This is a genomic window from Halosolutus sp. YCN4, assembly GCF_059736495.1.
This window is the reverse complement of the sequence record NZ_JCASSM010000002.1, coordinates 677,389-704,159: the sequence shown is the minus strand read 5'-3', so window position 1 is coordinate 704,159 and position 26,771 is coordinate 677,389. Positions and strand designations below refer to the sequence as shown.

The window sequence follows — 26,771 nt, the reverse complement described above, 5'->3', positions numbered from 1 at the left end:
AGTTGTCAGAAGGTGGGTCCCGAAGGTTACGCGGTGACGCCGAGGTACCTGTCGAGGACGTCCTCGCTCTCCCGAAGGTCGTCCGAGGTGCCCTCGTAGACGATTTCGCCCTGGTTGATCACGTAGTTGCGGTCGGCGAGTTCGAGGCAGACGTGGACGTTCTGTTCGACGAGCAGGACGGTGATCCCCCGCTCGTTGAGGTCGGCGACGATATCCATCACGTCCTGGACGATGTAGGGTGCGAGCCCTTCGGTCGGTTCGTCGAGCAGGACGAGGTCGGCACCGCCGACGAGGGCGCGCGCGATCGCGAGCATCTGCTGTTCGCCCCCCGACAGCGACGACCCCGGGTTCCCGGCGCGCGCCTGCAGGTTCTCGAACGTGTCGAGCGCCGCCTCGACCGACAGCGAATCGACGTCGGGCGGCCCGCCGTGGTCGGCGAGTTCCAGGTTCTCCCTGACCGAGAGTTCCGGGAAGATCCGTCGTTCCTCCGGCACGAGCGCGATCCCGCGCTGTGCCGTCGTCGTCGCGTCGAGCGTCGAAACGTCCTCGCCCCGGTACGTGACTCGCCCGCTCGAGGGGGCGAGGATTCCCATGATGGTCCGCAGCGTCGTCGTCTTCCCCGCGCCGTTCCGCCCGACCAGGGAGACGATCTCTCCCTCGTCGATCGACAGCGACAGATCCCGGAGCACCTGCGTCTCGCCGTACCCCGCGTCGACCCGATCGACCGAGAGCAACGGGTCGTCGCTCATTCGACCATCCCCCCGAGGTAGGCGTCCTGTACGTCCTGATTCTCGGCGATCTCTTCGGGCGTCCCCTCGGCGAGGACCTGCCCGCGATTCAACACGGTGATTCGATCGGAGAGTTCCATGACGAGTTCGATGTCGTGCTCGATGAGCAACAGCGTCTGGTCGACCAGCACCTCCTCGATCAGGTCGATCGTCTCCTGGGTCTCCTCGACGCTCATGCCGGCGGTCGGTTCGTCGAACAGGACGAGATCGGGGTCGGTCGCGAGCACGACCCCGATCTCGAGCCGTCGCTTGTCCCCGTAGGCGAGCGCGTCCGCCGTTTCGTCGGTGACGTCGGCGAGGCCGATCCGGTCGAGGATCCGGTCGGTCCGATCGTTCATGTCGTCGTACCGGTCGGTCGGTTTGAACAGCGATTCGACGGCGTTGTACCGGTCGCGGCCGATCGACTGCGCGGCGAGCCTGACGTTTTCCCGCACGGTGAGCCCGCCGAAAATGTTCGATATCTGGAACGAGCGGCCGATCCCGCGGCGCACTCGCTGCGAGGGCGACAGGGTGGTGATCTCCTCGCCGTCGAAGTAGATCGACCCGCCGGTGACGGGGAGCGCACCGGTGACGAGGTTGAACAGCGTGGTCTTGCCCGCGCCGTTCGGGCCGATGATGCTCCGGAACTCGCCCCGTCTCACCGTCAGGTCGACCCGATCTGTCGCCGTGAACTGGCCGAACTTCTTGACGAGGTTCTCCGTCCGGAGGATCGGTTCGTCGGTGGTCGGTCGTTCGGATGTGGTCGGTTTCATAGCCATCAGTCGTCACCCCTGACGCCCGATTCGTCCGGCGTGGGTTCAGTGGCGTCCGGGCCGGGTCCGGACCCGCCCGTCACGTGCGGGGCGACCTGGGCCGGGAGCGACACCAAACCGCGCGGGAGGAAGATGACGAACAGGACGAAGATCGTCCCGAGCACCAGCCGCCACCTGCCCGTGAAGTCCGTGAGTATCCCCTCGAGACCGAAGAACACCGCCGCGCCGACGATCGGGCCGTAGAGCGTTCCCAGGCCTCCGAGAATGACCATCACGATCACTTCGCCGGAGTGGAGCCAGTAGGCGAACGACGGCGTCGCGTACCCCGCGTTGAGGGTGAAGAGCCCGCCGGCCACGCCGGCCAGCGCGCCGCTGACGACGAACGCGCGCCGCTTGTAGACTGTCGTCTCGTAGCCGATGAACGTCGCCCGCTGTTCGTTCTCGCGGATGGACTTGAGCACCGCGCCGAACGGCGACTCCAGCATCCGCCGGGTGAGCAGGAACGCGGCGACCAGACTCACGAGCGCGATATAGTAAAATAGCGACTGGCCGGTCAGTACGACGGGGCCGAGGAAAATCGCGACGTCGTCGAGCGAGACCCCCATCCCGGCGATCCCGTAGTACGTCGAGAGCCCGAACTGGCCCTCCGAGCCGCCGGTCAATCCGAACGGGTCCCGGTAGAGCGCGTTGTAGAACAACTCGGCGAAGGCGAGCGTAATCATGGCGAAGTAGACCCCGGAGACGCGGATCGAGAGGTAGCCGACGAACCAGGCGATCGCCGCGGAGACGACGATCGCGAACGCGATCGCGACGATCGCGGAACCGCTCACGTAGAGCAAGGCGATCGCGACCGCGTAGGCCCCGAGTCCGTAGAACAGCGCGTGGCCGAGCGAGACCAGTCCCGTGTAGCCCATCACGAAGTCCAGACTGAGCGCGAACAGCGCCCAGATCATGACCTCGATCACGAACGTGACCGCGTACGACGAGTACAGCGTCCCGACCCCGAGGGGAACCACCGCGAGCACGCCGACCACCGCGAGTCCGAGGCGGGTCCGGGTCCGCGGGTCGAGTATCCCGCCGTCGGTGCCGGTCAGGAGGTCGCCGCCGCCCTCTTCTTCGAATTCGACGCCGAACAGTCCGCGGGGCCGAAAGAGGAGGACGGCGATCATCAGCAGGAAGATCACCAGTCCCTCGAAGAACGGGACGTAGGTACGCAGGAACGTCTGGATGATCCCGACCAGGAGACCGCCGACGACGGCGCCCCTGAAGCTGCCGAGGCCGCCGAGGACGACGATGACGAACGCCGGAATGATGATCGACATTCCCATCCCCGGGCTGACCGTCCGGTAGCCGCCGAGGATGATGCCCGCGACGGCGGCCAGCGCCGCACCCCCGCCGAAGACGAGCGAGTAGTACCGATCGATGTCGATCCCCAGGTTCCGAACCATCTGCCGGTCCTGGGATCCGGCCCGGATGATCAGTCCGTACTTCGTGTGTTCGAGGACCGCCCAGACGGCCAGCGCCACGACGCTCCCGAAGACGACGATGAACACGTTGTAGATGCTGGTATTGAACCCGAGTACGTCGATCGATCCCGAGAGCACCGCCGGCACGGCGAGGCTGGTGCTTCCCGTCCCCCAGACGAGGTATATCAGGTCGTTTATCACCAGCACCAGGCCGAACGTGAGCAGGATGTGATAGAGGGGATTCCGACCGTACAGCGGCCGCACCGTGTAGCGTTCGATCGCGACGCCGACGACGCCGACCAGCAACGGAGCGACGAGCAACGCGACGAAGAAGCCGGCCGCACCGAACGGTGCGACGAGTGCGAGCGCGAAGTACGCCCCGAGCGCGAACAGTTCCCCGTGGGCGAAGTTGATGACGTGCATGACGCCGAAGATGACCGACAGTCCGGCGGCGAGCAACACGTAAACGACGCCGATCGTCAACCCGTCGAACAGAACCTGGAAGGATTCTCCGACCATGATTATCTGGAAGCAACCGATCCGCACTCGTTACAGGTCACAGTCGGTGTCCTCACAGTCGGGCGCCGCGTCCTCCCCCGACAGATCCGTCAGGAGGTCGACGTCCGCGGTTTCGCCGTCGTCCGGTTCGACGCACTCGCCCATCCAGACGGGATTCAGCGCCTGCTGGTCGCACTCCCGGAACTCGTTCGGGCCGAAGATCGTGTCGTGTTCCAGTCCGGGGAGCGTCTCCGCGACCGTCGTCGGATCGCGTGACCCGGCCTCGCGGATCCCGTTCGCGACCATCCGGATCGACTCGTAGCCGACGCGCGAGAAGTTGTCCGGGACGGCGTCGTACTCGGCCTCGTAGGCCTCGACGAACGCCTGGTTGTCACCGGTCTCGATGCTGGGGACGTATCGAACCCCGCTGTAGGTGTTGTACGCACCCGCGCCGGCACCGGCCCGCACGGCGCGGAACGACCCCGTCGTCGTCACGATCGGAATCTCGTCCTGGAGTCCGCGTTCGCTGGCCTGCGAGAGGAAAATCGCGAGGTCGGCACCGGTCATCCCCACGACGAGCGCGTCGGCGTCGTCGGTCGCGTTGGTGATCTGACTGATGAACGCCTCGAAGTCGGTCGACCCCGGGTCCGATCGAGTCACGTCGACCTGTTCGTAGGAGTCGCTGATCGACTCCATCCGCATCTCGACCTCGTTCAGGACCGACTCGCCGTAGGCGTAGTCCGCGATGTGGTAGAAGATCCGATCGCCGAATTCGTCGGCGGTCCACTGGGCCATCACTTCGGCGATCTGTGCGGTGTTCGTCTCGAATCGGAACACGTACTCGTTGCAGTTGCCCCCCGTGATCGAGACGTCGGCCGCCCCCGGCGTGTACACTACCTCGTTCTCGAGCGCGAAATCGTTGATCGCGAGCGCGGCGGAACTCGAGATACAGCCGGTGATGAACCCCGCTTCGTCGGACTGGACCGCCTCCTCGGCCCGCTGCGTCGCCGTCGCCGGGTCGAGTTGCGTGTCGTACTCGCTGTACTCGATTTCGAAGTCGTACTCGTCGCTCTCGTTGATCTGCTTGATCGCGAGTTCGGTCCCCTGATGTCGCTCTTCGGCGAGGTCGCTGAACTCGCCCGTGAACGGCTCGAGGACGCCGAACTGGACCGTATCGAACTCCTCGTCGTCGTCATCCGAGACGTCTTCCGGGTCGCCGACACAACCGGCCAACCCAGTCAGTCCGGCAACACTTCCCGCGGTTAGTGCTTTGAGAACGTCTCGCCTCCTGCCGTGACCCGTGCCACCGTCGATCATACGTGCAGTATATAATTATAATAGCTCATAAAAATAGACCTCCGTTTGTCGTGGTTTTATATAGTGACAGCCGGCAAGACTCTCCGAATCCGGCCCGCAATCCGAGCGAGGCGCGCCCGAATATAGTAGCCACTGAAACGACTTACACACTGATCGCAACGCCGTCCTGCGATCAGGTGTGCATCGACTTTCAGTGGCTACTATAGTCACGAACGACGCCCGGCAGTCGGGCCTCGTCGCGGGACTCCGGACGCCGACGGATCCGACCGCGGCAGGGCCGACAGACGGCGACGCACCGCGGGACGGGAAGGGATAAAACCCGGACAAGTAGCGGCCGATCGTTATGCATCGTGCGAACGATTCCCGGAGCATGTACCGGATACTGGTCGGACTCGACACCGACGTGGAGCGGGCGACCGCACAGGCGTCGATGATCGAGTCCATGCCGGGTGCAGCCGACGAGATCACGGCGATACTCGCACACGTCTTCCAGGAGAACCCCGAGGGACGATCGGTCCAGCAACTCGACGGTGTCCGACACGTCGCAGCGTCGTTCGACGAACGCGGCGTCGACTACGAGTACTACGAGGCAAGCGGGGAGCCGGCGTCCGAACTGATCGCCGCGGCCGACGAGACGGACGCCGACATGATCTGTCTGTCGGGACGAAAACGCACGCCGACGGGGAAGGTCATCTTCGGCAGCGTCACGCAGTCGGTCATCCTCGGAACCGACATGCCCGTAGTGACCGTCAGTCCAGAGGGAGAATCGTAGCGACGGGTGACCTCTCGTCGCTCGCCGGGCGACTCAGTATAAAAAGACCATACATGAACGGGACGAGAGTGATGAACGTGTGCGCCCAACTCACACCCGTGACCGTCGATGACGATCGACACATGCCCCGCCTGGGATCCCGCGGACTGTGAGGGGACGACGGGCTGCCCCCCTCGCTGTCCCCGGTTCGTCGACAAGCACGGCGAACCGATCCTGGTCGAACCGTTCGAGGCACGGCGTCTCGACGCGCTCGCCTCGATGTACGTCGACTATCCCGACGCCCACCGATCGATGGGCATTCCGCCCGTCGGCCGCGAGCGCATCGACTCGTGGCTCGAGCGCCTGCTCGAACGCGGCTTCAACGTCGTGGCCGTTCACGACGGGACGGTCGTCGGCCACGCGGCCTACTCGCCGCGCTCGAGCGTGGAACCCCAGTTCGTCGTCTTCGTCGATCCGGCGCACCACGACCGCGGCATCGGGACCGAACTCTGTCGGCACCTGATCGCCTACGCCGCCGACGCGGGTCACGAGGCGCTCGTGCTCGACGTCGACGCCGCGAACGAGCGGGCGGTGCACGTCTACCGGCGGATGGGGTTCGAGACGGTCGATCGAAGCGGGAACGACCTCCGGATGCGGCTCCCGTTCGACGAACCGATCGTCGAGACGGTGCAGTTGCCGCCCGCGGAGCGACCGGCGGCCCACTGATCGACAGCGTCGCAATCGGTGGTAACGCACGAACGGGGACTCGAGCGCGCCGACGCTCGTCGCCGAACTCGATCACCGCCCCGTCACCGGTCGAGAGAGACCTCGTTCCGCACGGTCGGGTGTGCACACACCACATGATTTTTGTCGGGGCACGGAAGAGTGGTAGACGAGGATGAGTTACACGCAGATCGAGACGGCACCGCGGGAAGAGATTCGGGAACTGCAGAACGAACGGCTCAGAGAGACGGTCCGCAACGCCTACGAGAACGTCGAGTACTACCGGGACGCGTTCGACGAGGCTGGCGTCGCGCCGGGGGATATCCAGACGATCGACGACATCCAGCAGTTGCCGTTCACGACCAAATCCAACTTCCGTGACGAGTATCCCGACGGGCTGTTCGCCGTCGACGACGAGGAAATCCGCCGCATCCACGCCTCGTCCGGCACCACCGGCAAGCCGAAGATCGTCGCCTACACCGCCGACGACCTCGACGTATGGAGCGAGGTCGTCGCCCGGAGCCTCGTCGCGTCCGGCGTGGAACCGGGTGATACGGTCCAGAACGGCTACGGCTACGGGCTGTTCACGGGGGGACTCGGCCTTCACTACGGGATCGAAGAACTCGGGGCGACGGTCATCCCGATCGGCGGCGGCCAGACCCAGCGACAGGTCGAGTTGCTGCAGGATCTGGAGAGCGACGCGATCGCGTGTACGCCGTCGTATTCCCTGTACCTCGCCGAAACGGCCGAAGAGATGGGCGTCGACCCGACGGAACTGCCGGTCTCGACGGTCATCTTCGGTGCCGAGCCCTGTACCGATCCGATGCGCGAGGAGATCGAAGACCGACTCGGGGCGAACGGAATCGACATCTACGGCCTCTCGGAGATCATCGGCCCCGGCGTCTCCAACGAGTGCCACGAGGCCCAGGACGGGCTACATATCTGGGAGGACCACTTCTACCCCGAGGTGATCGACCCGCAGACCGGCGAGGTGCTCCCCGCGGGCGAGGAGGGCGAACTCGTGTTGACGACGCTGACGAAAGCGGCCCTGCCGGCAATCCGGTATCGCACCGGCGACCTCACCACGCTCACGTACGACGAGTGCGACTGTGGCCGGACGATGGTTCGCATGGACAACATCACCGGCCGGGCCGACGACCTCCTCATCGTCCGCGGGGTCAACCTCTATCCCAGCCAGATCGAAGAGGTCGTCCTCGAGTTCGACGCGATCGCGCCGTACTACCGGATCGACCTCTACCGGGAGGACGCCCTCGATCGCCTCGAACTCACGATCGAGCGCGAACCCGACGTCGACGTCGCCGAAGCGGAGTTGCGCGACCGCGTGCTCACCCGACTCGAGAACGTCCTCTCGTTCACGCCGGACGAGTTGATCGTCGCCGATCCCGGCGGCATCGAACGGACCGAGGTGGGGAAAGTCAAGCGTGTCTACGATCACCGGTAGCGGCCGCGGTCGACCGCTGACCCCGATCGCACCGGCGGAGTCGATACGTCTATCGGCCCACCACTCGCCACGTGGCTGAAGACGACGGACGCCGTCGACGAGGGTCTCGGGAGACGAGTCGCTACTGAATCCGCGCAGGCCGGGTAGCCGGACGATCGCCCGTCGGGAAATCCAGCATCAATCGTCCGACGATCCGCCGCATCCCTCAGTCGAAGTAACTTATTTGTACGGTGGTTTGGATGTCTACGTATGGCATACAGTTACGAACCGCATCACTTCGAGGACTTCGAAGAGGGCCAGGAGTTCCAGAGCGTCGGCCGCACCGTCACGGAGACCGACTTCGTCATGCACTCGGCGCTTGCGGGGGACTGGACCGAACTACACACCAACAAGGAGTACGCCGAGGACGGCCCGTTCGACGGCCGAATCGCCCACGGTCCGATGACGTTCGTCCACGCGACCGGCTTCGTCTACCGATCGGGGATCGTCGAGCGGACGGCCTACGCCTTCCTCGGGATGAACTACATGGACATCCCGAACCCGGTCTACATCGGGGACACGATCTCGCTGGAGATGGAGGTCACCGAGAAGAACGACGTCGACCACGAGGACGCTGGGATCGTCGTCCTCGACACCGAGATGACCAACCAGGACGACACCGTCGTCTTCCAGGGCGACATGAAGTTCCTCATTCACCGCAAGGAGTGACCTGACCGCCGATCGCCGGCGGACTGGGGTCGGCGGAGACCGCCTGGAGCGATCGCGCTCGGCCGGCCAGTCGGTCGCGTGACCACACGGACGTTGAAGTCGCCCGCCGACGCACGCTGTCGCATGCACGTCCACGATACCGACGGCGTCCGGTACCTCACGTTCGATCGACCCGACGTTCGAAACGCGTTCACCGCGGCGGTCGCGCGCGACCTCGCCGACGCGCTCGCGGATCTCGATCCGACCGAACTCGACGCCGTCGTCCTCGCGGGCGAGGGCGAGGCGTTCAGCGCGGGCGGCGACGTCGAGGCGATGGCCGAGCGCGAGGAAACCCCGAAGCAGGCGTACGATCGCGTCCGTACCACCCTCGGTCGCGTGGCGGAACGGGCGTTGACGAGTCCCGTCCCAATCGTGGCGAAGGTCGACGGCGACGCCGTCGGCGCGGGGCTCTCGCTGGTCGCAGCGGCGGACTTCGCCTACGCCGGCGAGTCGGCCCGATTCGGCGCGTCGTTCGTCAACGTCGGCCTGGTTCCCGACGCGGGCGCCACGGTGACGCTGCCGCGACTCGTCGGATTGCGAAAGGCGAAGGAACTCGCGTTCACCGGCCGACTGGTCGACGCCGCGGAGGCCGAACGGCTGGGACTCGTCAACGAGACGGTGTCCGACGACGAACTCGACGATCGGGTCGACGACCTCCTGGCGACGCTCGCGACCCGGCCGATCGAGAACGTCGGACTCGCGAAGCGGGCGATCCACGACAACCTGGGCCGATCGTGGCGCGACGGACTCGATCGGGAAGCCCACTTCCAGACGCTCGCGTACGGAACGGACGCTCACGAGGCGGGGGTCGAAGCGTTCCTCGAGGGCCGATCCCCGACGTTCGACTGAGACGGTCTGACGCACCGCGTTCCCGGCGCAACCGCGATCGTCCGGCGATCGTGCCGGAACTGACGGACAGGAGTCCGTACGAGCGGCCTGGACGCGGGCGTGGCGAATACCTGCGCCGATCGACCCGAACGACAGGTCCCGGCGAACAGGCGTCCTCACCGACGAAAAAGCAGCTCGGTGATATCTAAATTATCATATGTATATGAAGATCTGAAAGCTGAAGTTCCTTTTCGAGCGCTCAGCCGCCGAAATATCTAACTACGGATCGAGAACAAATCTGGCCGGCAATAGGGCTATTTTAGTCGTCTACAGGCAGATCCGGACGAGGGTTCAAATAGCCGCCGGATAGAATTCGAATCACGGTTTAGATGGGTTCTTCCGACGGTATCATGCAGATCGACATATGTCTCGGCTACCACCAATTTATCAAACATGTATTATATTTATGTACAATTCTATGTTGGTACTTTCGCACACATCGGCGATCGGCCATCGGTGAGCGGTCCACGAAGCGCGAGCCGAGCGGAGATCTACCCAACCAGTTAGGCAGTCAGTTCGTGTCCGGTGGTTGCCTACACTCGTTTACCGTCCGATACCCGGACGGGGCCCCGGGGGCGCGTGGGAAAACGACGGGGCCACGGTATCCTTCGATCACTCCTTTCCGTCGTCAGCCATCTGCCGATAATGCCGACCGTTTAAGCCGCTCAGCGGCAAGAGGCAGGTATGGCCACGGAGCCGAGCGCCGACCCGGCCGCCGACCGGCGTGCGAACTACGACTACCGGAGCGACGACGTCGATCGCCCGGCGCTCGTTGCGGACCTGACGGCGGTCGTCGACTGCGAGGTGCGTGCCGACTCCTACTCGCGCCAGTTGTACGCGACGGACGCGAGCGCCTACGAGGTGACCCCGATCGCGGTCGCGTTTCCCGAGTCGACGGCCGACGTCGTCGGTATCGTCGAGCACTGCGCCGATCGTGGGGTCCCGGTCCTCCCGCGGGGCGGCGGGACGAGCCTCGCCGGCCAGACGGTCAACCGGGCCGTCGTGCTCGACTTCACGCGGTACATGAACGAGATCCGCGAGATCGATCCTGAGTCCCGGACGGCGACGGTCCAGCCGGGGACGATTCTCGGGACGCTGAACGAGACCCTCGCGTCCCACGACCTGAAGTTCGCGCCCGACCCCGCCTGGGGCGACAAGAGCGCGATCGGCGGTGCGATCGGCAACAATTCGACCGGATCGCACTCGCTCGTGTACGGCAAGACCGACGCCTACGTCGAGGAGTGCGAGGCCGTCCTCGCCGACGGCACGGTGACGACGTTCGGCGAGGTCACGCTCGCGGAGATCGGCGAACGGGCCGACCCCGACGGCGACCTGGAGAGTCGAATCTACGCCGAGATCGATCGGATCCTCGCGGACGACACCGACCTGATCGTCGAGACGTATCCCGATCTCAAGCGAAACGTCTCGGGCTACAACCTCGATCGACTGGTCGCCGAGGCCCGGGGAGAGACGCTCCTCGGCGGGGAGAGCGCGCCGGCGGAGTCGTCGCGAACCGAAGGCGGTGAAACCGCCGAAGTTAGCGGCGATCCGGGCACGGTCAACCTCGCACGGCTGCTCGCCGGTAGCGAGGGGACGCTCGCGATCGTCACTGAGGCCACGGTCTCGCTCGAACCGGTACCCGAAACCAAGGCGGTCTCCCTGCTCTGTTACCGGGACCTCCACGAGGCGATGCGGGACGTCGAGCCGATCCTCGAACACGATCCCGCGGCGGTCGAAGTGCTGGACGGCGTGCTGATCGATCTCGCCCGTGATACCGCGGAGTTCGGCCCGGTCACCGAGATGCTTCCCGAGGGAACGAACGCCGTCCTCCTCGTCGAGTTCTACGCCGCGGACGCGGACCACGGTCGGGAGCAGGTTGCCGGTCTGCTGGCCGATCGCTGTCCGGCCGTCACTCCCGAGGGCGAACCGGCCGCAGACGCGCCGCGAACCGGGGCCGAGACGCTCGCGATCGACGCCCTCGAGGCCTACGAGAAGGGGGAGCGCGCGAAACTCTGGAAACTCCGCAAGTCCGGCCTGCCGATCCTGCTCTCGCGAACGACCGACGAGAAGCATATCTCGTTCATCGAGGACACCGCGATTCCGCCTGCGAATCTCCCGGAGTTCGTCGAGCGGTTCGAGGAGATCCTCGAGAACCACGACACGTACGCGAGCTTCTACGCCCACGCCGGTCCCGGCGTGCTCCACGTCCGCCCGCTCGTGAACACGAAGACCGAGGTTGGCCTCGAACAGCTTCACGGCATCGCGGACGACGTGACCGACCTCGTCGTCGAACTCGGCGGGTCGGTCTCCGGGGAACACGGCGACGGCCGCGCCCGGACCCAGTGGAACCGGAAGCTGTACGGCGATCGGCTCTGGGAGACGTTCCAGGACCTCAAGACGGCGTTCGATCCCGACTGGCTCCTCAACCCCGGACAGGTCGTCTTCCGCGAGGACGACCCCACGGACCTGCGCGAGCACCTGCGGTTCGATCCCGACTACGAGTTCGAAGCGGGGTTCGACCCCGAACTCGAGTGGGACACCGACAACGGGATGCAGGGGATGGTCGAACTCTGTCACGGCTGTGGCGGCTGCCGCGGCGAGCAGTCGACGACCGGCGGCGTGATGTGTCCGACCTACCGCGCGAGCCGCGAGGAGATCACGGCCACCCGCGGCCGGGCGAACGCGCTCCGGCAGGCGATGAGCGGCGATTTGCCCCCCGGCGAGGCGTTCACCGACGAGTTCGTCGAGGAGGTGATGGGGCTGTGCATCGGCTGCAAGGGCTGTGCGATCGACTGTCCGAGCGAGGTCGACATGGCGAAGCTCAAGGCCGAAGTGACCCACGAGTACCACCAGCGCAACGGATCGACGCTCCGCGATCGGCTCTTCGCAAACGTCGCGACCCTCTCGAAGTGGGGGTCGGAGCTCGCACCGTTCTCCAACGTCCTCCCGAAACTCCCGGGGGCTCGCACGCTGCTCGACGCGACCGTCGGCATCGCCGCCGATCGCCCGCTGCCGACGTTCCACGCGACGACGTTCCGGGACTGGTTCGCCCACCGCGGCGGCGCGCAGGTCGACCCCGACGCGGCCGATCGGCGCGCGGTGCTCTACCCCGACACCTACACCAACTACAGCCACCCCGAGGCGGGGAAGGCGGCCGTTCGCGTGCTGGAGGCGGCGAACGTCCACGTGACGGTCCCCGACGACCTCGGCGACACCGGCCGGCCGGCGTTCTCGAAGGGCTTCCTCGAGACGGCCCGCGAAGCCGCCCGGAAGAACGTCCGTGCGCTCGCGCCCCTCGTCGAGGACGGCCGGGACGTGGTCGTGATCGAACCCTCCGACGCGGTCATGTTCCAGTCGGACTACCGCGACCTGCTCACCGGGGAGTCCGTCGACCGGGTGGCGGACGCCACCTACGGCGTCTGCGAGTACCTCGATACGTTCCGCCTGGACGACTCGATCGCGTTCGACCGCGATCCCGAAACGGGTCCGACCCTGACCTACCACGGCCACTGCCACCAGAAGGCGAGCCGGACGGACCATCACGCCGTCGGCGTCCTCCGGCGGGCGGGCTACGCCGTCGACCCCCTCGACTCGGGCTGTTGCGGAATGGCCGGGAGCTTCGGCTACGAGACCGAACACGCCTCGATGAGCGACGCGATCGCCGAGATTCTGTACGACCAGGTTGACGACAGCGAGGGCGAGCAGGTCGTCGCGCCCGGTGCCTCCTGTCGGACCCAGCTCGAGAACCGCCCCGGCGCGGACGAGGAGCCGCCGACGCCGATCGAACTCGTGGCCGCGGCGATCGAGTGATCCCCGGCCGGATACGCGACCGCGCGAGCGCGAACGGCCGCGTGCCGGTCAGAGCACGAGGAAGAACCACGCCATCCCGATCGCGCCGCCGCCGACGATGAGGTATGCGGCGTGGAGCCCGCGGACGAACAGCACGCAGGTCACGGCGGCGAGCAGGACCGTGAACAAGTCCACGAACGATTCCGCGGCGAGGGTCACGGTCGCGCCGAGGATCGCGCCGACGACCGCGGCGTTGACGCCGACCAGCGCCGACTGGACGACGTCGTTCTCCCGGACCCGCGCGAAGTACGGGAAGAACCCCATGATGAACGCGAACGACGGCCCGAACGCGCCGACCGTCGCGACGAACGCGCCGAGAATCGCGATCGAGACCGCTCCGTAGGTGTCGAGCATGAGCTTGTAGCCGACGAACGCGGTCGTCATCACGACCGGGCCGGGCGAGAGCTGCCCGATCGCGATCCCGTCGACGAACTCGCGGCCGGTCATCCAGCCGAACTCGCCGACGACGTAAAGTTCGATGAACGGGATGAGGACGAGTCCGCCGCCGTAGATGAACGACCCGGTGTAGACCATGAACGCGAAGAGCTTCACCCACGGGTTCGCCCATATCGCGAGCAAGAGTCCCCACAGCGGGCTGGCCTCGATCGTCCGTCGCGCCGCCGGCCCGAGGAGGTCGAACAGCCGATCCCGGAGCGCGAACGCGACGCCGGCGACGACCCCGCCGATCGTCCACAGCGAGACGCGCCGCCGGTTCGCCCGGACCCACGAGGAGCGGTAGATCGCGACCGCGATCGCGCCGGCGACGACGAACTGGACGACGGGGTTCGTGCCGAGCGTGGCCGTCGCGACGATCGCGGCGGCGAGCAATCCGACGAGCAGGTAGTCGATCGACACCGTCTCGTCGCCGAGTTCGAACTCGAGGTCGCGCCGTCCCTCCGCGAAGGCGCTGCGCGCCATCGACCACGACGCGCCGACGATCAACCCGATCACGACCGGGTTGATGCCGTAGAACAGCGCCGTCACCGACGGCAGCGCCTGGTAGGCGAAGTAGAGCCACGAGAAGAAGACGACGACGGCGAACGTCGGGAGCATGAAGCAGAAGCCGGCGACGATCGCGCCCGGATTGCCGGCGTAGAGCCAGCCCATGAAGATCCCGAGTTGCGTCGAGGCGGGGCCGGGAAGCATGTTGCAGATCGCGAGCCCCTCCATGAACGTCGAGTCGTCGGTCCACTCGCGGCTGTCCTCGCCGACGAGGTCGGCCTCCATCATCGCGATGTGGACCAGCGGCCCGCCGAATCCGACGATACCGATGAACAGGTAGTAGGCCGCGATTTCGAGGAGTTTTCCGCGGGTCGGCTCGCCGCGATAGGCGTCTGCGGGCGACTCCGCCGCCGTCGCGTCGGTCACACGCCGGACGACCACGTCGGATTCGATAAGCCTTCGCCGATCAGCGTCCGACCAGGTCCTCGTACCGCGCGCCGGTCTGCTTCAGCGTCTCGGTCGAGTAGAGTCGCTCGTGATCGACGGGCAGGTAGTCGGCGGCCAGTTCGTCGATCTTCTCGTCGACGGCGGCAGGGTCGCGCCCGTGGATCATCGTGAACAGGTTGTACGGCCAGTCGTGCTCGGGCCGGCGCGGGCGGTGGTAACAGAGCGTGACGTACGGGAGAGAGCCGACGCGCTCACCCCAGTCGTCGAGGCGGTCGTCCGGTACGTCCCAGACCACCATGCAGTTCGCGTCGAAGCCGGTGACGACATGGTTGACGATGCAGCCGATGCGCTTGATACAGCCGTCGTCTCGAAGCCGCTCGATCCCCGCGAGCACGTCGTCCACGTCGGCCCCGATCCGATCGGCCACGTCCGCGTACGGCGTCCGCGAGAGCGGGAACCCGTCCTGGATCGCGAGCAGGAGGTCGGCCTCGAACGCCGAGAGGTCGCCCGCGGCTTCCTCGCTGATGCGAGTCGCCGAGGAGTCCGTTCCGTCCTCCAGCGATTCGCGCGCGAACCGATCGGCGTTAACGACCGGGAACTCGAGGTCGATGTAGTAGTCGGTCAACATCGGCAGGTTCAGCACGGCACAGCCGGTCCGATCCTCGATCTCCGCGAGGATCTCGTCGCGCCGCTCGCGCGACCCGGCCGTGACGACGAACCACATGTTCCACTCGTGGTCGCGGGCGTAGTTGTGGTTGACCTGCCGGTAGTCGTTGACGAGGTCGGCGATCTCGTCGAACCGATCGTCGGGCGCCTGCACTGCGGCGAGCGTCGAGGACCCGATCACCGGCGGGTTGAGGACGGCCCCGAACCGTCGGAAGATACCCCGATCCGAGAGCGTTCGGACGCGATCGAGCGCGGCCGACTCGCCGATCCCGAGTTCCGTACCGACGCGGCGGAACGGCCGTTCCTCGATCGGGAATCCGCTCTGGTAGCCGTCGACGATCGCGGCGTCGACGTCGTCGATCGCTTCGCGCCAGTCCCCCGACAGACTGCTCATTGACGACCCTAGGGAAACGGGGACCGTATCGTTTTCGGGTCCCCGCGACGGTACCGGGCGGTTCCGGAGCCCCGATCGGCCGCCGAAGCTGTTCGGCGATCTCCCGTCCGGAAAGCAAATTCATATGATATTATCGCCGTGCTACTTTTGTACCTACGTTTCTGTGGAGAGACATTCGACGGTTCGACGGGGCCGACCGAAGACGGGAAAACTACCGACAGAGGTGCTGAAAAGCTCGTTAGAAGCACATCTACCGTTCGCGTCCGGACCCGAGTTGCAGTCGCCCGAAACCCGTCAGTCGTTGCACCACGGCAGATGAGAATTCGGGATTCTGTCGAGTCGATCGCACCGTACTCGTGCGTTTTTCGGGCGATCTCGGTCGGCTTCAATTCGTGTTCCCGCCGTCGATCGCCGACCGCGGAACCGATCCCCGCGGATGCGAGGCCGTCACTCCCGGATGTAAAATTGCCAGATCGATAGTATACTCCGGAGAACGATATACGTGTCCGTCCCCCGTCCGATCGCGGTGGCGGCTGTCGGCCGCCGATCGCACGCTCCCGTCGTACATCTCGGCCGCACCGGCGGCCGGCACCCCGTCGGCTCTCCGCAGAATGCGACATGCGCTACGCGAGGCGAGAGATGCGGCACGCGAGACCACGGCGGCGATCGGTTCCGTCAGAGGACGATACTCTTCTTGCGCATCAGCTCGTGGATCGAGGCGTCGAGGCCCTCGCGGTCGATCCCCGAGTCCTCGTTCCCGCCGAAGGGGATGTCCCCGAGGCCGTGGCTCGGCGCGCCGTTGATGTGGACGGCCCCGGCGTCGACCCGCTCGGCCATCTCCATGGCGCGATCGTAGTCGCTCGTGAAGGCGGCGGCGTCAAGCGCCAGGTCGGAGCCGTTGGCGATCTCGACGGCTTCCTCGTCGACGATGCGGGCGTCCCTGGGGACGTCCGCCAGCAGCGTCGGCTCGAAGAACTGGTCGTCGAGGGCGGCGTCGTCGAAGACGATCGCGGGCGCGGTGCCGCCCAGTTCCATGTGCAGGTTGACCATGCCGCTCTCGCGGGCGACGTGTTTGCCCGCGCCCGAGGAACGGTCGACCGCTGCTCGTCCGCCGCTGCCACGACAGCGACTACGACGAGTCGTGCTCCGAGACGTTCGCGAATCGATCACGTCGAGGGCGACGATCGGGGCTGGAACGACGGGCAGGCAGCGGTCCGCGACGCGGTCGAAAACGCGGAGAGCCACGGTACGATCGAAAAACACGGAGACCCCTGGTGCAGTCGGTCGTGGCCGAGTCCGCGAAGAACTGGTCCCGGCTCAGCCGCCGGCGGAGGTGCGACTATCTCTGGGCGTTCCGCCGCGGCGTCACACCCTCGAACGCGACTGGCGCCGGGTGCCGTTCACCCGACGACGATCGCGCGTTCCACGACGTCTTCGCCGTACATTTCCTCGAGTTCCTCGTGCTGGTCCGGACGGTTCTCGTAGACGTCCTGAAAGAGACTGATGGGCGTCTGCGCCGCCTGGTACGTCGCCTCGTCCCACATCCGATCGTTGCTGATCTCGACCTCGACGCCGTCGACGACCAGGGTCGCCGATCGCTCCATGGCGATGGCGCCCTTCCCGGCTTCCTTGGCCGCCTCGAACTCTTCCATCGAGTCGACGATGTCGTTCAGGCTCGGGATGTAGGTGGCCAGATCCAGCAGCTCCTCGGTCAGTTCGTCCCCGTCGAGTTCGCGCTCGTCGGCACCGACGCGGAGCGTGTACCGGTCGTCGCCCGCGTCGTCGAGTTCGATTTCGTCACCCCGGTACACGAAGCGACCGTCTTCTTCTTCGAGTTCGACGTCGCGGCCGTCGACTTCGAGGAGCCAGCTGCCGGTCTTCGGCGGCAGCGGCGACTTGTTCGCCTCGACCACCTGGCCGGGGGTGAGCGACCAGATGCCGAGCATGCCCTTCGCCTGGTTGTCGGTCATGCGTTCGTGGTAGCCCTCGACGTCGCGGATGTCGTCGTACGGGCCGTCGATGGCGATGAGCCCGGCGGCGCTGGCGCCGCGGGAGGTGTTGTGCCGCAGTTCCGGCCACGGCGGCAGTTCGCCGGTGGGCGTGATCGCTCGCATGTCCTTGGTGTAGTCGACCTCGCCGTCGACGAGGAGGAACAGTCGCTCGAGGTTGTTCGCGGGCTTGCCCATCTCCGCGCGGAGGTCGCCGAGCGCCAGTTCGGCCTCGCCGCTCTCGACGATGACGGACATCGCCAGGCTGCCCTCCTCTAGCCCGTACTCGTTTTCGACGATCGTGATGAACTCGTCGGCCTTCTTCCAGTCGTCGATGTCGCCGACTTCCGGGATGACGAAGCCGTCGATGTGTTCGATGGCGCCGTTCTCCGGGTCCGCGAGCTCCAGGATGTGCTGGAATCCCTGGTATCGGGTGTTGGGGTCCTCCCGGTGCCAGACGACGCGGGGGTGGATCTCGCCGGGGAAGTCGGCGCCGTGTGCCGAGACCACGTCGATGATGTTCTCGATCCCTTCGTCGCGCATCGAAGGTGCCGTCGCGTCTTCGTTGTCGGGCACCCAGACGTCGGGCGCCTGCATTCCGCGCACTTGGACGGCACCGCGCAGCATCTTGGCCGAGTCGTCTTCTCCTTCCACGGCAGTCGGAGTAGTAAAGAACGTCCGCACGAACTTCCGGTCGTGAAGTCGATCGGTGTGCGTACTCATGAGTGCGGTCGAATCTAGTACCTTCTTATATTAAAATAGTTTGGTGCTCGTCTCCTATCCCGACGACGGCGCGGGGACGGCGATCGGCGGCGCGATCGCCGTCGCTACACGTTGTACTTGTTGAGTTCGATTACGTTCACCGCCCGACGGAGCTGCGAGACGAACTCGTTCGACTCCCAGTCGTCGTCGATTCGGGCGGTCGGGCCCGACACGCTGATCGCGCCGATGACGTTCGAGTCGAACCTGATCGGCGCGGCGATACAGCGCAGACCCTCGAGTCGCTCCTCGTCGTCGACCGCGAAGCCGCGTTCCCGCGTCCGTTCGAGTTCTTCGAACAGTTCGTCGCGGGACGTTATCGTCCGGGGGGTCACCCTCGGAAGCCCGTGGCGGTCGATGATCTCGTCGACCCGTTCCCGCGGGAGGTGAGAGAGGATCGCTTTCCCGAACGCCGAACTGTGCATGTGGTGTCGACAGCCGATGTACGTGTCCAGATCGACCGCTCGATCGCCCTTCGAACGGCAGAGGTAGACCCCCCTTCCGTCCTCCTCGACGACGAGGTGGACCAGTTCTCCCGATTCGTCCGCCAGTTCCTCGACCTTCGGTTCCGCGACTTTGTAGACGTCCCTCTCGCTCCGGATCTGGCCGCCGATGTCGAGAAACTTGAGACTGAGTCGGTAGGTTTTGGTGTCGGAATCCTTGACGACGTATCCGTGCTTCTCGAGCGTACTGAGGTGGTTGTGAACGGCGCTTTTCCCCATATCGAGTTCGCTCGCCAGCGTGGTCAACCGCGCCGTCCCGAGTCGATTGAGTGCCGCGATGAGCCCCAACGTTTTTTCCGTCGTTCTGACGGGGTGTTTCGCCTGTCGTCCCATGCGGACGTCCACGTATGCAGAAGGTATAAATATTATTCTATAATAGGAAACAGGAACTCGTCTCCGCTTCGAGTCGGTGGATCCGTCGGGGAAAACCGCCGGGAAGGGCCGTGATGTCGCCGTATCGTTCGACCCCGGTCTCGGTGCGGACCGCGGAATTCACGCCGGAAACGCGGTCCCGTTACACGTCTTCGTACTCCGTTAGCCCGCTCTCCCGACTTCTGGATCGATCCACGTTCGACCCACCTGTTCGGTTCCTTCTCGACGGTCCCCGGTATCGACGGCCGATCGTTCTGGAATAGAGAAAACGCGACGGTCGGCCGCGTCGTTTCGGTGCAGCCCCGCCGAGGACCCTCCGGGTTTTACACTCATACCGGCGTAATATACCTAACCCCCTCGTGCACGACGACCGCTCTTCTGAAATAGAGAACGAGAGGGCGAGATCCGATCGAGCGGCCTCGTACCACCTCCTCGAACCGTCCGTACGGCTTCACGACGGCGATCGGCGTTCGAGCGATCGAACTGACGTTCGGTTCGAACGGGGCCGGCACCCGCCGACCGCGATCCGCGCGGGACTACTCCAGCGATTCGACGAGTTCGACTTTCCGTCCGTCGGGATCGGAGACGAACGCCGTTCGAGCGCCGGCCTCGGGCTGATCGCCCGGTTCCTTCTCGACGCCGTAGTGATCGATCGCGGCGAAGACGTCGTCGACGTCGTCGACGCCGATAGCGAGGTGATCCCACGCGGTCCCCTGGTCGAAATCCTCGTCGCCGGTCGTGTCCGAGAGCTGCAGTTCGATTCCGTTGTCGTCCGCGATGTACCGATTCTCCGTTTCGCCGTCCGGCGTTTCGAACGCCCAGCTTTCCTCGAATCCGAACTGTTCGTAGAACGCGATCGTCTCGTCGGCGTCGGCGACGTTGATGTTGATATGGAGAAGCTCCATGGGCTAGGTCCGCACGAACGATCCCTTAAGTTCGTTGATTGTCGTCCGCGGAGGACCGGTTCCCGGACCGGAGCAGCCGCTTTCCGACCGGTTCGGAGCGCAGGATCGATCGCCTGGAAGCCGACGAGCGACGGGCGGTAACGGTCTGGGCCGCACGAGCGCTAGCTCCCGTCCGATCCTTACCGATTCAGCCAGAGGTCCAGTCCGGTGGGTTCGTGGGGTGTGCGGACGAGTGGTTCTTCGAAGGCCCGCAGGTGCAGTTCGCCGGCGAACACGGTGGCCCGGTCGAGGTGCCCGGCGAGCGTCTCGCCGTCTTCCCGAGAGAGGACGACGTGCGTGTGGGCGAACACGTCGTCGTCGAGCCTGGAGACGTTCCCGACGCAGGCGGCGACTTCCAGGGGTTCGTCGAACGTCACCGAGCCGTACTCCTGTTCGTCTTGATCGTAGAACCAGATCTCCGCGTCCTGAACGGCGCCCATCGCGGCGAACCAGCCAGCCTCGATCCCTTCCGTCCGGGCCAGGTCTTCGATTTCGGTTCGCCACTCGCTGCCGGTCTCGAGTCGGGCGAGATACTCCCGCGTCGAATCGACTTCGCGGTACTCCATACTGTACCGGGCGGAAAATTCAGATATAAAGATTGCGGTCACGCGTCCGGCTTCGGCGCCGGCGCGGACCGTCGGTCCCCGAAATCGGACGGCAGGAATCTGCGGTCAGTGCTCCGCTCGCTGGGCGTCGACGACGGCGACCGCGGCGAGGTTGACGATGTCCTCGACTTCGTTGCGCCGTCCCCCTTTTCCGGGCGACGGTACGCATAGAAAATAACGATAGAGTTTATAACGATTGATTTCTAAGATCGCGTACGATGGCCGTTGAAAAGCCACGGGGCGACCTAAGTAGCTACGAGGAGTTTCGAGATGCGCTCGATCACGACCACAGTGACGTCCGCGAGTACGCCGAACTCGCGGACGATCTTCGATCGGCTGTCAGGGGAGAGGTCCGCTTCGACGAGTACGCGCAGGTGTTGTACGCGACCGACGGGAGCATCTATCAGGCCCGGCCCGCGGGCGCCGTGTTCCCCCGCGATACCGAGGACGTACAGAACGCGGTTCGGATCGCCGCCGAACACGACGTTCCGATCATGGCCCGCGGGGCCGGTTCGTCGCTCGGGGGCCAGACGGTGGGTCCGGGCTGTGTCGTGCTCGATATGACGACCCACATGGACGAGATTCTGGCGGTCGACATCGATCGGCGGCGGGCCCGCGTCCAGCCGGGGGTCGTCCAGGACCACCTGGACGACCACCTTGAACAGGACGATCTCAAGTTCGCCCCGGACCCGGCCTCGTCGAACCGCGCGACGATCGGCGGCGGGATCGGCAACAACTCGACCGGCGCGCACTCGGTCCGGTACGGAATCACCGACGCGTACACCGAAGAGTTGCGAGTCGTCCTCGCCGACGGCTCCCTCGTCCACACTCGCGAGGTCGTACTCGACTCCGAGGAGTGGGACGCGATCGTGTCGAAAGACGACCGCGAAGCGGAGATCTATCGAACCGTTCGCGCGCTCGTCGAGGAGAACGCCGACGAGATCGAATCCCGCTACCCGGATCTCAAGCGCAACGTCTCCGGCTACAACCTCAACAAGGTGATCTACGAAAACGAAGCAGGGGAGTCGGTCATCAACCTCTCGAAACTGTTCGTCGGCGCAGAGTCCACGCTCGGTGTGATCGTCGAAGCGGAGATCAGTCTCGTAACGCTCCCCGAGGAGACGGCGCTCGTCCTCTACTGTTTCGACGATCTGCTCGACGCCCTCGAGGCGGTTCCCGAGGCCCTCGAGTTCGATCCCAGCGCCGTGGAGCTGATGGACAACGAGATGTTCAGGCTCGCTCGCGACTCCGAGCAGTTTTCCCGCTACGAGGAGCCGATTCCCGACGAGACGGAAGCGGCGCTGATGCTGGAGTACGATTCCGAACTCCACGACGACTTCGAGGAGGCGATCGGACGGACCAACGCCCGCTTCGTCGACGAGGGCGACGCTTTCGAGGTGATCGAAGCGTACACCGAGGCGGATCAGGACGACCTCTGGAAGCTCCGGAAGGCGGCCATTCCGCTGCTGATGGGTCTCCAGGGGGATCCGAAACCGTACCCATTCATCGAGGACGCGACGGTCCCGCCCGCCGAGCTCGCCAAGTACGTCGAGAAGTTCATGACCGTCCTCGAGAACCACGACACGTCCGCCGCGTACTTCGCCCACGCGGGGAGCGGAACGCTCCACATTCGTCCCATTCTCAACCTGAAGGAGGACGACGGCATCCAGACGATGCAGTCGATTTCCGAGGACGTGACCGACCTCGTCCTCGAGCACGAGGGCTCGTTCTCCGGGGAACACGGCGACGGGCTCGCACGGACGGCGTTCAATCCGAAGATGTACGGCGACGACCTCTGGGAGGCGTTCAAGGAGGTTAAATCGGTCTTCGACCCGGAGTGGCGGATGAACCCCGGAAAGGTCGTCTACACCGACGAGGAGCCGACCGACATGCGGGAGAATCTCCGGTACGGGACGGAATACACTTCGATCGAGCCCCAGACGAAGCTGGATTTCTCCGACGAAGGGGGATTCTCACACCTGGTGGAGCTGTGCAACGGGTGCGGAACCTGTCGACAGACGGACGACGTGATGTGCCCGACGTACCGGGGAATGAAAGACGAGATCGCCACGACCCGCGGCCGGGCGAACATGCTCCGCGCTGCGATCTCCGGCGAGATCCCGGAGGAGGAGCTCTACTCCGAGCGGTTCCAGGACGAAGTGCTCGACCTCTGTGTCGGCTGTAAGGGGTGCAAGAGCGACTGTCCGACCGGCGTCGACCTGGCGAAGCTCAAAGCCGAGACCAAGTACCAGTACCACGAGCGCGAGGGGGTCGGACTGCGCGAGCGGCTGTTCGGAAACATCGACACGCTCTCGAAGATCGGGAGCACGCTCGCCCCGCTTTCGAACGTCGGGCAGAAGCTGCCGGGAAGCCGGCTCCTGCTGGAGAAGGTCGTCGGCATCGCTCCCGAGCGGGAACTCCCCGCGTTCCGGCGTGAATCCCTGCAAGACTGGTTCGCCGAGCGCGGACCGCGCGTGAGTCCACAGGAGGCCGATCGAAAGGTGGTGCTGTTCCCCGACACCTACACGAACTACAGCTATCCCCGAGCGGGGAAGGCAGCCGTGCGCGTGCTCGAATCAGCGGGCGTCCACGTCGAAATTCCGGACGACGTCGCGCCGAGCGGGCGGGCGGCGTACTCGGTCGGGATGCTCGACGCCGCCGACGAGCGCGCTCGGACGAACATCGAGTTATTCACCGAGTACATCGAGAACGGCTACGAGATCGTCGCCGTCGAACCGTCCGACGCCGTGGTGTTCCAGGACGAGTACCTCGACCTGGTGAACACGCCGCAGGCGGAGACGATCGCGGCTCACGCCTACGGCATCAGCGAGTATCTGGACACGTACCGCCTGGTCGAACGGTTGCCCCTCGACGAGACGGACGAAACCCTCGCGTACCACGGCCACTGCCACCAGAAGGCGACCGGCAAGGACCACCACGCCGTCGGCGTCCTCCGACGGGCCGGCTACGCGGTCGACCCGATCGAATCCAGCTGCTGCGGCATGGCCGGGTCGTTCGGCTACGAAGCCGAGCACTACGACCTCTCGAAGGCGATCGGAGAACGGCTCTACGAGAAACTCGACGCGAGCGACGGGACGCCGGTCGCGCCCGGCGCGTCCTGTCGGAGTCAGATCGGCGATCGCGAGCGCCGCGATGAGAAGCCACCCCATCCGATCGAGAAAGTGAACGACCTGCTCACGGCCCCGTAGTCGCCTCCGCGATTCGGGGCGCAGTTGCGCGATCTCGGAGCCGGGTGGCTGCTGTGACTCGTCTCCGACGGAAACGGTGAACTGAGCCGTTTCCGGGTTCGTGAGCGCCCGGTGATTGCCATGCGCCAATCCGGATCGCCACGCCGGACAACTCCACCGAGAGAATCGCACCGGCGGGAGCGATCCCGCCGGACAGCGGATCGCATCGACTCCTGGGACGGTAGTAACCGTCGCTAATGGCCGATCCGCTCCCGTGGATCGAGCCGTTCCACCGGGTAACTGGCATCGCGCTCGAGCAGCGATTCGAGCTAGTCCTCACAGGAGCCCACTCACGTCGACGATCCGATCCCGAGTCCGGGGTTCGGTGAACTGCTCGCGAACGATCGCGTCGAGCGCCGACTCCCGGCCTCCCGGTTCGGTGCGGGTCACCGGCACCGCAAAATCGGCGAGTGCCGCCTCGAATCGGTTCCCGTTCGTCTCCGACGGAGCCACGAAGCCTCGTCGCGTGACCGGCGTTCGATCCTTGGTCGACCGGGACAGCCAGTATAACCGAGTTCGGCAACCGATTCAAAGGCGTGTCGATTCATAGACGTGTGCTTTATCGATTCAGACAGGTGTACCGTCCGTCGGTCCGCGTCGGTCACTGACCGACTACTCGCTGGCCGAAGATCGCCGCGAAAACAGGCCAACGGCGTCCTCTAGTAGTTATCGGCCGCTCGTGCGTCGCCGATAGCGAGAAACGACATCTACGTTCACACGGGTCCCTTCGGTGACTACGATTGTCTGTCACATGATAACAATCGACAATTATAAATACTAAATGAATAGTTTACTTTCCATGCCAGATGCGATCCAGAATGGCATCGAGGTAAAGTTCGAATCACCGTCGTTCGCACGATCTGCGGGGGGTGATGTGAATGGTTAGTCTCGTCGAACTCGTGCTCGCAGCGACGCCGCTCGTGCTCGCGGGCGTCCTGCTCGTGGGTCTGCTGTGGCCCGCGACGCGGGCGATGCCGATCGCGTACGTCGTGGCGGTGCTGGTCGGATGGGCTATCTGGGATATGCCAGGGGAGTACCTCGTCGCTGCCTCCGTGTCCGGCGTGATGACGGCGATCCAGATCCTCTGGATCGTCTTCGGCGCGTTGCTCCTTCTGTACACGCTGATGCAGGCCGGTGCGTTCGACCGGATCAACCAGGGCTTCGCGAGAATTAGCGACGATCGGCGGGTACAGATCGTGTTGATCGCGTTTTTCCTCGCGGCGTTCATCGAGGGGGCGGCCGGCTTCGGGACGCCCGCGGCGGTCGTCGCGCCGCTCCTGCTGGCGCTCGGATTTCCGGCGTTCGCCGCCGTCATCGCCGGCCTGATCGGCCACATCATCGCCGTCACGTACGGTGCGGTCGGCACGCCGATCATCATCGGGATCGAGGATCCGCTCGGCTCGACTGAGGCCACGAGCGCGGCGATCACGGAGGGCGGATTCACCGTCCAGGAGTACTCGCTCGAGGTCGCCGTCTGGGCGGCGACCTACCACACGCTGGTCGGGTTCGTCATGCCGCTGTTCGCGGTCGCGATGGTCGTCTACTTCTTCGGCGATACGGAGGAGCGCAGTCTCGAACCCGCCTGGGAGGTCGCGCCGCTGTGTCTGTTCTCCGGGATTGCGTTCGTCGTCCCGTACTGGCTGTCGGCCCAGATCAGCGCCGAGTTCCCCAGTTTGCTCGGTGCGATGGTCGGTGGTGCGATCGTCGTCGGCGCGCTGAAAGCCGGCTACTTTGTGCCGGACGAGGAGTGGGACTTCCCGGACCGCCAGGAGTGGCCCGATCACTGGGTCGGCACGATCGAACCCGGCGAGGCCAGTGCACCCGGGACGGGCAGCGGCACTGGCGACGCGACCGTCGCCGACGGCGGCGTCGGTACGTCGGACATGTCGCTGCTCCGTGCCTGGACGCCGTACATCCTGCTGGTCGTCTTGCTCGTCGTCACTCGCGTCGTCGATCCGCTCCCCGCCGTTCTGCAGCGGTTCGGCACGGAGTGGAGTAATATCCTCGGGACGGGTATCGGCGGCGGCATCGACTGGGTGTACGTGCCCGGCTTCTGGCTGGTACTCTGTGCGCTGATCGCGATCCCCCTGTACGGAATGTCCAGCACCCAGGTCAAAGCCGCCTTTGCGGAAACGGGACAGAAACTCATCGCGCCGCTGATCGCGCTCGTGTTCGTCATCGCGATGGTCCAGGTGATGCTCCAGTCCGGCGCCCACGCCGAGGGCACCGAGAGCATGATCTTCGTGCTGGCACAGGCGACTGCCGACCTCGTCGGCCCTGCCTACCCGTTCATCACCGCGCTCATCGGCGCACTCGGTGCCGCGATGGCCGGCTCGAACACGGTGTCGAACATCACCTTCGGCGGCTTCCAGTTCGAGGCCGCCTCACAGCTCGGCCTGCCCACCCAGCTCATCGTCGGCGCGCAGGCCGTCGGCGGCGCGATCGGGAACCTCGTGGCGATCCACAACGTCGTCGCCGCGCTGGCGACCGTCGGCCTCGTCGGTCACGAGGGGCGCGTGATACGGTTGAACCTGATTCCGCTCGTCTACTACGCCGTCGGCGTCGGGATCCTCGCGACGGTGTTCAGCTACGTCCTCTTCCCCGGCCTCTTCTGAGCGATCCTCGCTCGTCTTTTCTCGCGCCTCCATCGTGACCCAGCGGC

General features: G+C 65.4%; 19 protein-coding genes and 1 pseudogene. 8 read left to right on the top strand and 12 right to left on the bottom strand.

All coding sequences use genetic code 11. The annotated features are described in order from the left end of the window. Positions 1-26 precede the first annotated feature (26 nt). The 4 genes from AC6I6X_RS09715 to AC6I6X_RS09700 are packed head-to-tail and all read right to left on the bottom strand — an operon-like array spanning position 27 to position 4,821. Positions 27-749 carry an ABC transporter ATP-binding protein gene (locus AC6I6X_RS09715; protein ID WP_497930307.1) on the bottom strand — a complete coding sequence of 241 codons (723 nt, stop codon included), beginning with the start codon at positions 747-749 and terminating at the stop codon, positions 27-29. Further along, positions 746-1,546 (bottom strand): ABC transporter ATP-binding protein, encoded by an 801-nt coding sequence (locus tag AC6I6X_RS09710; RefSeq protein WP_497930306.1) that lies wholly within the window; start codon positions 1,544-1,546, stop codon positions 746-748. Before AC6I6X_RS09710 ends, AC6I6X_RS09715 begins: the two co-directional genes overlap by 4 nt. Next, complete coding sequence (locus tag AC6I6X_RS09705) at positions 1,546-3,525, bottom strand: ABC transporter permease (protein WP_497930305.1); 1,980 nt, start codon at positions 3,523-3,525, stop codon at positions 1,546-1,548. Before AC6I6X_RS09705 ends, AC6I6X_RS09710 begins: the two co-directional genes overlap by 1 nt. A 30-nt stretch (positions 3,526-3,555) precedes the next feature. Then, positions 3,556-4,821, bottom strand: coding sequence for an ABC transporter substrate-binding protein (locus tag AC6I6X_RS09700; protein ID WP_497930304.1), 1,266 nt, complete (start codon positions 4,819-4,821; stop codon positions 3,556-3,558). Positions 4,822-5,191: 370 nt separating this feature from the next. Between AC6I6X_RS09700 and AC6I6X_RS09695 the strand changes: the two genes are divergently transcribed. The 6 genes from AC6I6X_RS09695 (at position 5,192) to AC6I6X_RS09670 (ending at position 13,202) form a co-directional block, all read left to right on the top strand. Beyond that, positions 5,192-5,593: a universal stress protein gene (locus AC6I6X_RS09695; RefSeq protein ID WP_497930303.1), complete on the top strand. Its 402-nt coding sequence runs from the start codon at positions 5,192-5,194 to the stop codon at positions 5,591-5,593. A 108-nt stretch (positions 5,594-5,701) separates the two neighbouring features. Then, positions 5,702-6,298: a GNAT family N-acetyltransferase gene (locus tag AC6I6X_RS09690; protein ID WP_497930302.1), complete on the top strand. Its 597-nt coding sequence runs from the start codon at positions 5,702-5,704 to the stop codon at positions 6,296-6,298. Positions 6,299-6,470: 172 nt separating this feature from the next. Next, positions 6,471-7,757 carry a phenylacetate--CoA ligase PaaK gene (gene paaK, locus AC6I6X_RS09685; protein WP_497930301.1) on the top strand — a complete coding sequence of 429 codons (1,287 nt, stop codon included), beginning with the start codon at positions 6,471-6,473 and terminating at the stop codon, positions 7,755-7,757. A gap of 249 nt (positions 7,758-8,006) precedes the next feature. After that, positions 8,007-8,465, top strand: coding sequence for a MaoC/PaaZ C-terminal domain-containing protein (locus AC6I6X_RS09680; RefSeq protein ID WP_497930300.1), 459 nt, complete (start codon positions 8,007-8,009; stop codon positions 8,463-8,465). A gap of 123 nt (positions 8,466-8,588) precedes the next feature. Beyond that, positions 8,589-9,353, top strand: coding sequence for an enoyl-CoA hydratase/isomerase family protein (locus AC6I6X_RS09675; protein WP_497930299.1), 765 nt, complete (start codon positions 8,589-8,591; stop codon positions 9,351-9,353). Positions 9,354-10,076: 723 nt separating this feature from the next. Then, positions 10,077-13,202: an FAD-binding and (Fe-S)-binding domain-containing protein gene (locus tag AC6I6X_RS09670; RefSeq protein ID WP_497930298.1), complete on the top strand. Its 3,126-nt coding sequence runs from the start codon at positions 10,077-10,079 to the stop codon at positions 13,200-13,202. A gap of 48 nt (positions 13,203-13,250) precedes the next feature. On the opposite strand, the gene chrA is transcribed toward AC6I6X_RS09670, so the two are convergent. The 7 genes and pseudogenes from chrA to AC6I6X_RS09635 all read right to left on the bottom strand — a co-directional run bounded on the left by chrA (position 13,251) and on the right by AC6I6X_RS09635 (position 20,822). Further along, the gene (chrA, locus tag AC6I6X_RS09665) at positions 13,251-14,609 is read right to left on the bottom strand and encodes a chromate efflux transporter (protein WP_497930297.1); all 1,359 of its coding nucleotides are present in this window, start codon (positions 14,607-14,609) and stop codon (positions 13,251-13,253) included. A 40-nt stretch (positions 14,610-14,649) separates the two neighbouring features. Continuing rightward, on the bottom strand, positions 14,650-15,690 hold the full coding sequence (gene ahbB, locus AC6I6X_RS09660; protein ID WP_497930296.1) for a siroheme decarboxylase subunit beta: 1,041 nt from the start codon (positions 15,688-15,690) through the stop codon (positions 14,650-14,652). Positions 15,691-16,365: 675 nt separating this feature from the next. Further along, positions 16,366-16,791, bottom strand: a pseudogene (locus AC6I6X_RS09655) (aldehyde dehydrogenase family protein); the annotation flags it as partial. A gap of 299 nt (positions 16,792-17,090) precedes the next feature. Further along, on the bottom strand, positions 17,091-18,401 hold the full coding sequence (gene aceB, locus AC6I6X_RS09650) for a malate synthase AceB (protein WP_497930295.1): 1,311 nt from the start codon (positions 18,399-18,401) through the stop codon (positions 17,091-17,093). Between the two features lie 104 nt (positions 18,402-18,505). Further along, positions 18,506-19,273: an IclR family transcriptional regulator gene (locus AC6I6X_RS09645; protein WP_497930294.1), complete on the bottom strand. Its 768-nt coding sequence runs from the start codon at positions 19,271-19,273 to the stop codon at positions 18,506-18,508. Between the two features lie 575 nt (positions 19,274-19,848). Next, positions 19,849-20,217, bottom strand: a complete 369-nt coding sequence (locus AC6I6X_RS09640; RefSeq protein WP_497930293.1) for a VOC family protein — start codon at positions 20,215-20,217, stop codon at positions 19,849-19,851. Between the two features lie 179 nt (positions 20,218-20,396). Continuing rightward, entirely contained in the window at positions 20,397-20,822 is a 426-nt protein-coding gene (locus tag AC6I6X_RS09635) for a PPC domain-containing DNA-binding protein (RefSeq protein ID WP_497930292.1), read from the bottom strand. Between the two features lie 257 nt (positions 20,823-21,079). On the opposite strand from AC6I6X_RS09635, the gene AC6I6X_RS09630 reads away from it, so the two are divergent. Next, on the top strand, positions 21,080-24,070 hold the full coding sequence (locus tag AC6I6X_RS09630) for an FAD-binding and (Fe-S)-binding domain-containing protein (RefSeq protein ID WP_497930291.1): 2,991 nt from the start codon (positions 21,080-21,082) through the stop codon (positions 24,068-24,070). Positions 24,071-24,385: 315 nt separating this feature from the next. Here the strand turns inward: AC6I6X_RS09630 and AC6I6X_RS09625 are convergent, their stop codons facing one another. Further along, on the bottom strand, positions 24,386-24,562 hold the full coding sequence (locus AC6I6X_RS09625; protein ID WP_497930290.1) for a hypothetical protein: 177 nt from the start codon (positions 24,560-24,562) through the stop codon (positions 24,386-24,388). 425 nt (positions 24,563-24,987) lie between these two features. Here AC6I6X_RS09625 and AC6I6X_RS09620 point away from each other — a divergent pair, with 425 nt between their 5' ends. After that, entirely contained in the window at positions 24,988-26,724 is a 1,737-nt protein-coding gene (locus AC6I6X_RS09620; RefSeq protein ID WP_497930289.1) for an L-lactate permease, read from the top strand. The last annotated feature ends 47 nt before the right edge of the window (positions 26,725-26,771 follow it).

Coding starts and splice junctions, on each gene's coding strand:
- AC6I6X_RS09715 (WP_497930307.1), bottom strand. CDS start 749: ATGAGCGACGACCCGTTGCTCTCGGTCGATCGGGTCGACGCGGGGTAC.
- AC6I6X_RS09710 (WP_497930306.1), bottom strand. CDS start 1,546: ATGGCTATGAAACCGACCACATCCGAACGACCGACCACCGACGAACCG.
- AC6I6X_RS09705 (WP_497930305.1), bottom strand. CDS start 3,525: ATGGTCGGAGAATCCTTCCAGGTTCTGTTCGACGGGTTGACGATCGGC.
- AC6I6X_RS09700 (WP_497930304.1), bottom strand. CDS start 4,821: ATGATCGACGGTGGCACGGGTCACGGCAGGAGGCGAGACGTTCTCAAA.
- AC6I6X_RS09695 (WP_497930303.1), top strand. CDS start 5,192: ATGTACCGGATACTGGTCGGACTCGACACCGACGTGGAGCGGGCGACC.
- AC6I6X_RS09690 (WP_497930302.1), top strand. CDS start 5,702: ATGACGATCGACACATGCCCCGCCTGGGATCCCGCGGACTGTGAGGGG.
- paaK (WP_497930301.1), top strand. CDS start 6,471: ATGAGTTACACGCAGATCGAGACGGCACCGCGGGAAGAGATTCGGGAA.
- AC6I6X_RS09680 (WP_497930300.1), top strand. CDS start 8,007: ATGGCATACAGTTACGAACCGCATCACTTCGAGGACTTCGAAGAGGGC.
- AC6I6X_RS09675 (WP_497930299.1), top strand. CDS start 8,589: ATGCACGTCCACGATACCGACGGCGTCCGGTACCTCACGTTCGATCGA.
- AC6I6X_RS09670 (WP_497930298.1), top strand. CDS start 10,077: ATGGCCACGGAGCCGAGCGCCGACCCGGCCGCCGACCGGCGTGCGAAC.
- ahbB (WP_497930296.1), bottom strand. CDS start 15,690: ATGAGCAGTCTGTCGGGGGACTGGCGCGAAGCGATCGACGACGTCGAC.
- aceB (WP_497930295.1), bottom strand. CDS start 18,401: ATGAGTACGCACACCGATCGACTTCACGACCGGAAGTTCGTGCGGACG.
- AC6I6X_RS09645 (WP_497930294.1), bottom strand. CDS start 19,273: ATGGGACGACAGGCGAAACACCCCGTCAGAACGACGGAAAAAACGTTG.
- AC6I6X_RS09640 (WP_497930293.1), bottom strand. CDS start 20,217: ATGGAGCTTCTCCATATCAACATCAACGTCGCCGACGCCGACGAGACG.
- AC6I6X_RS09635 (WP_497930292.1), bottom strand. CDS start 20,822: ATGGAGTACCGCGAAGTCGATTCGACGCGGGAGTATCTCGCCCGACTC.
- AC6I6X_RS09630 (WP_497930291.1), top strand. CDS start 21,080: ATGGCCGTTGAAAAGCCACGGGGCGACCTAAGTAGCTACGAGGAGTTT.
- AC6I6X_RS09620 (WP_497930289.1), top strand. CDS start 24,988: ATGGTTAGTCTCGTCGAACTCGTGCTCGCAGCGACGCCGCTCGTGCTC.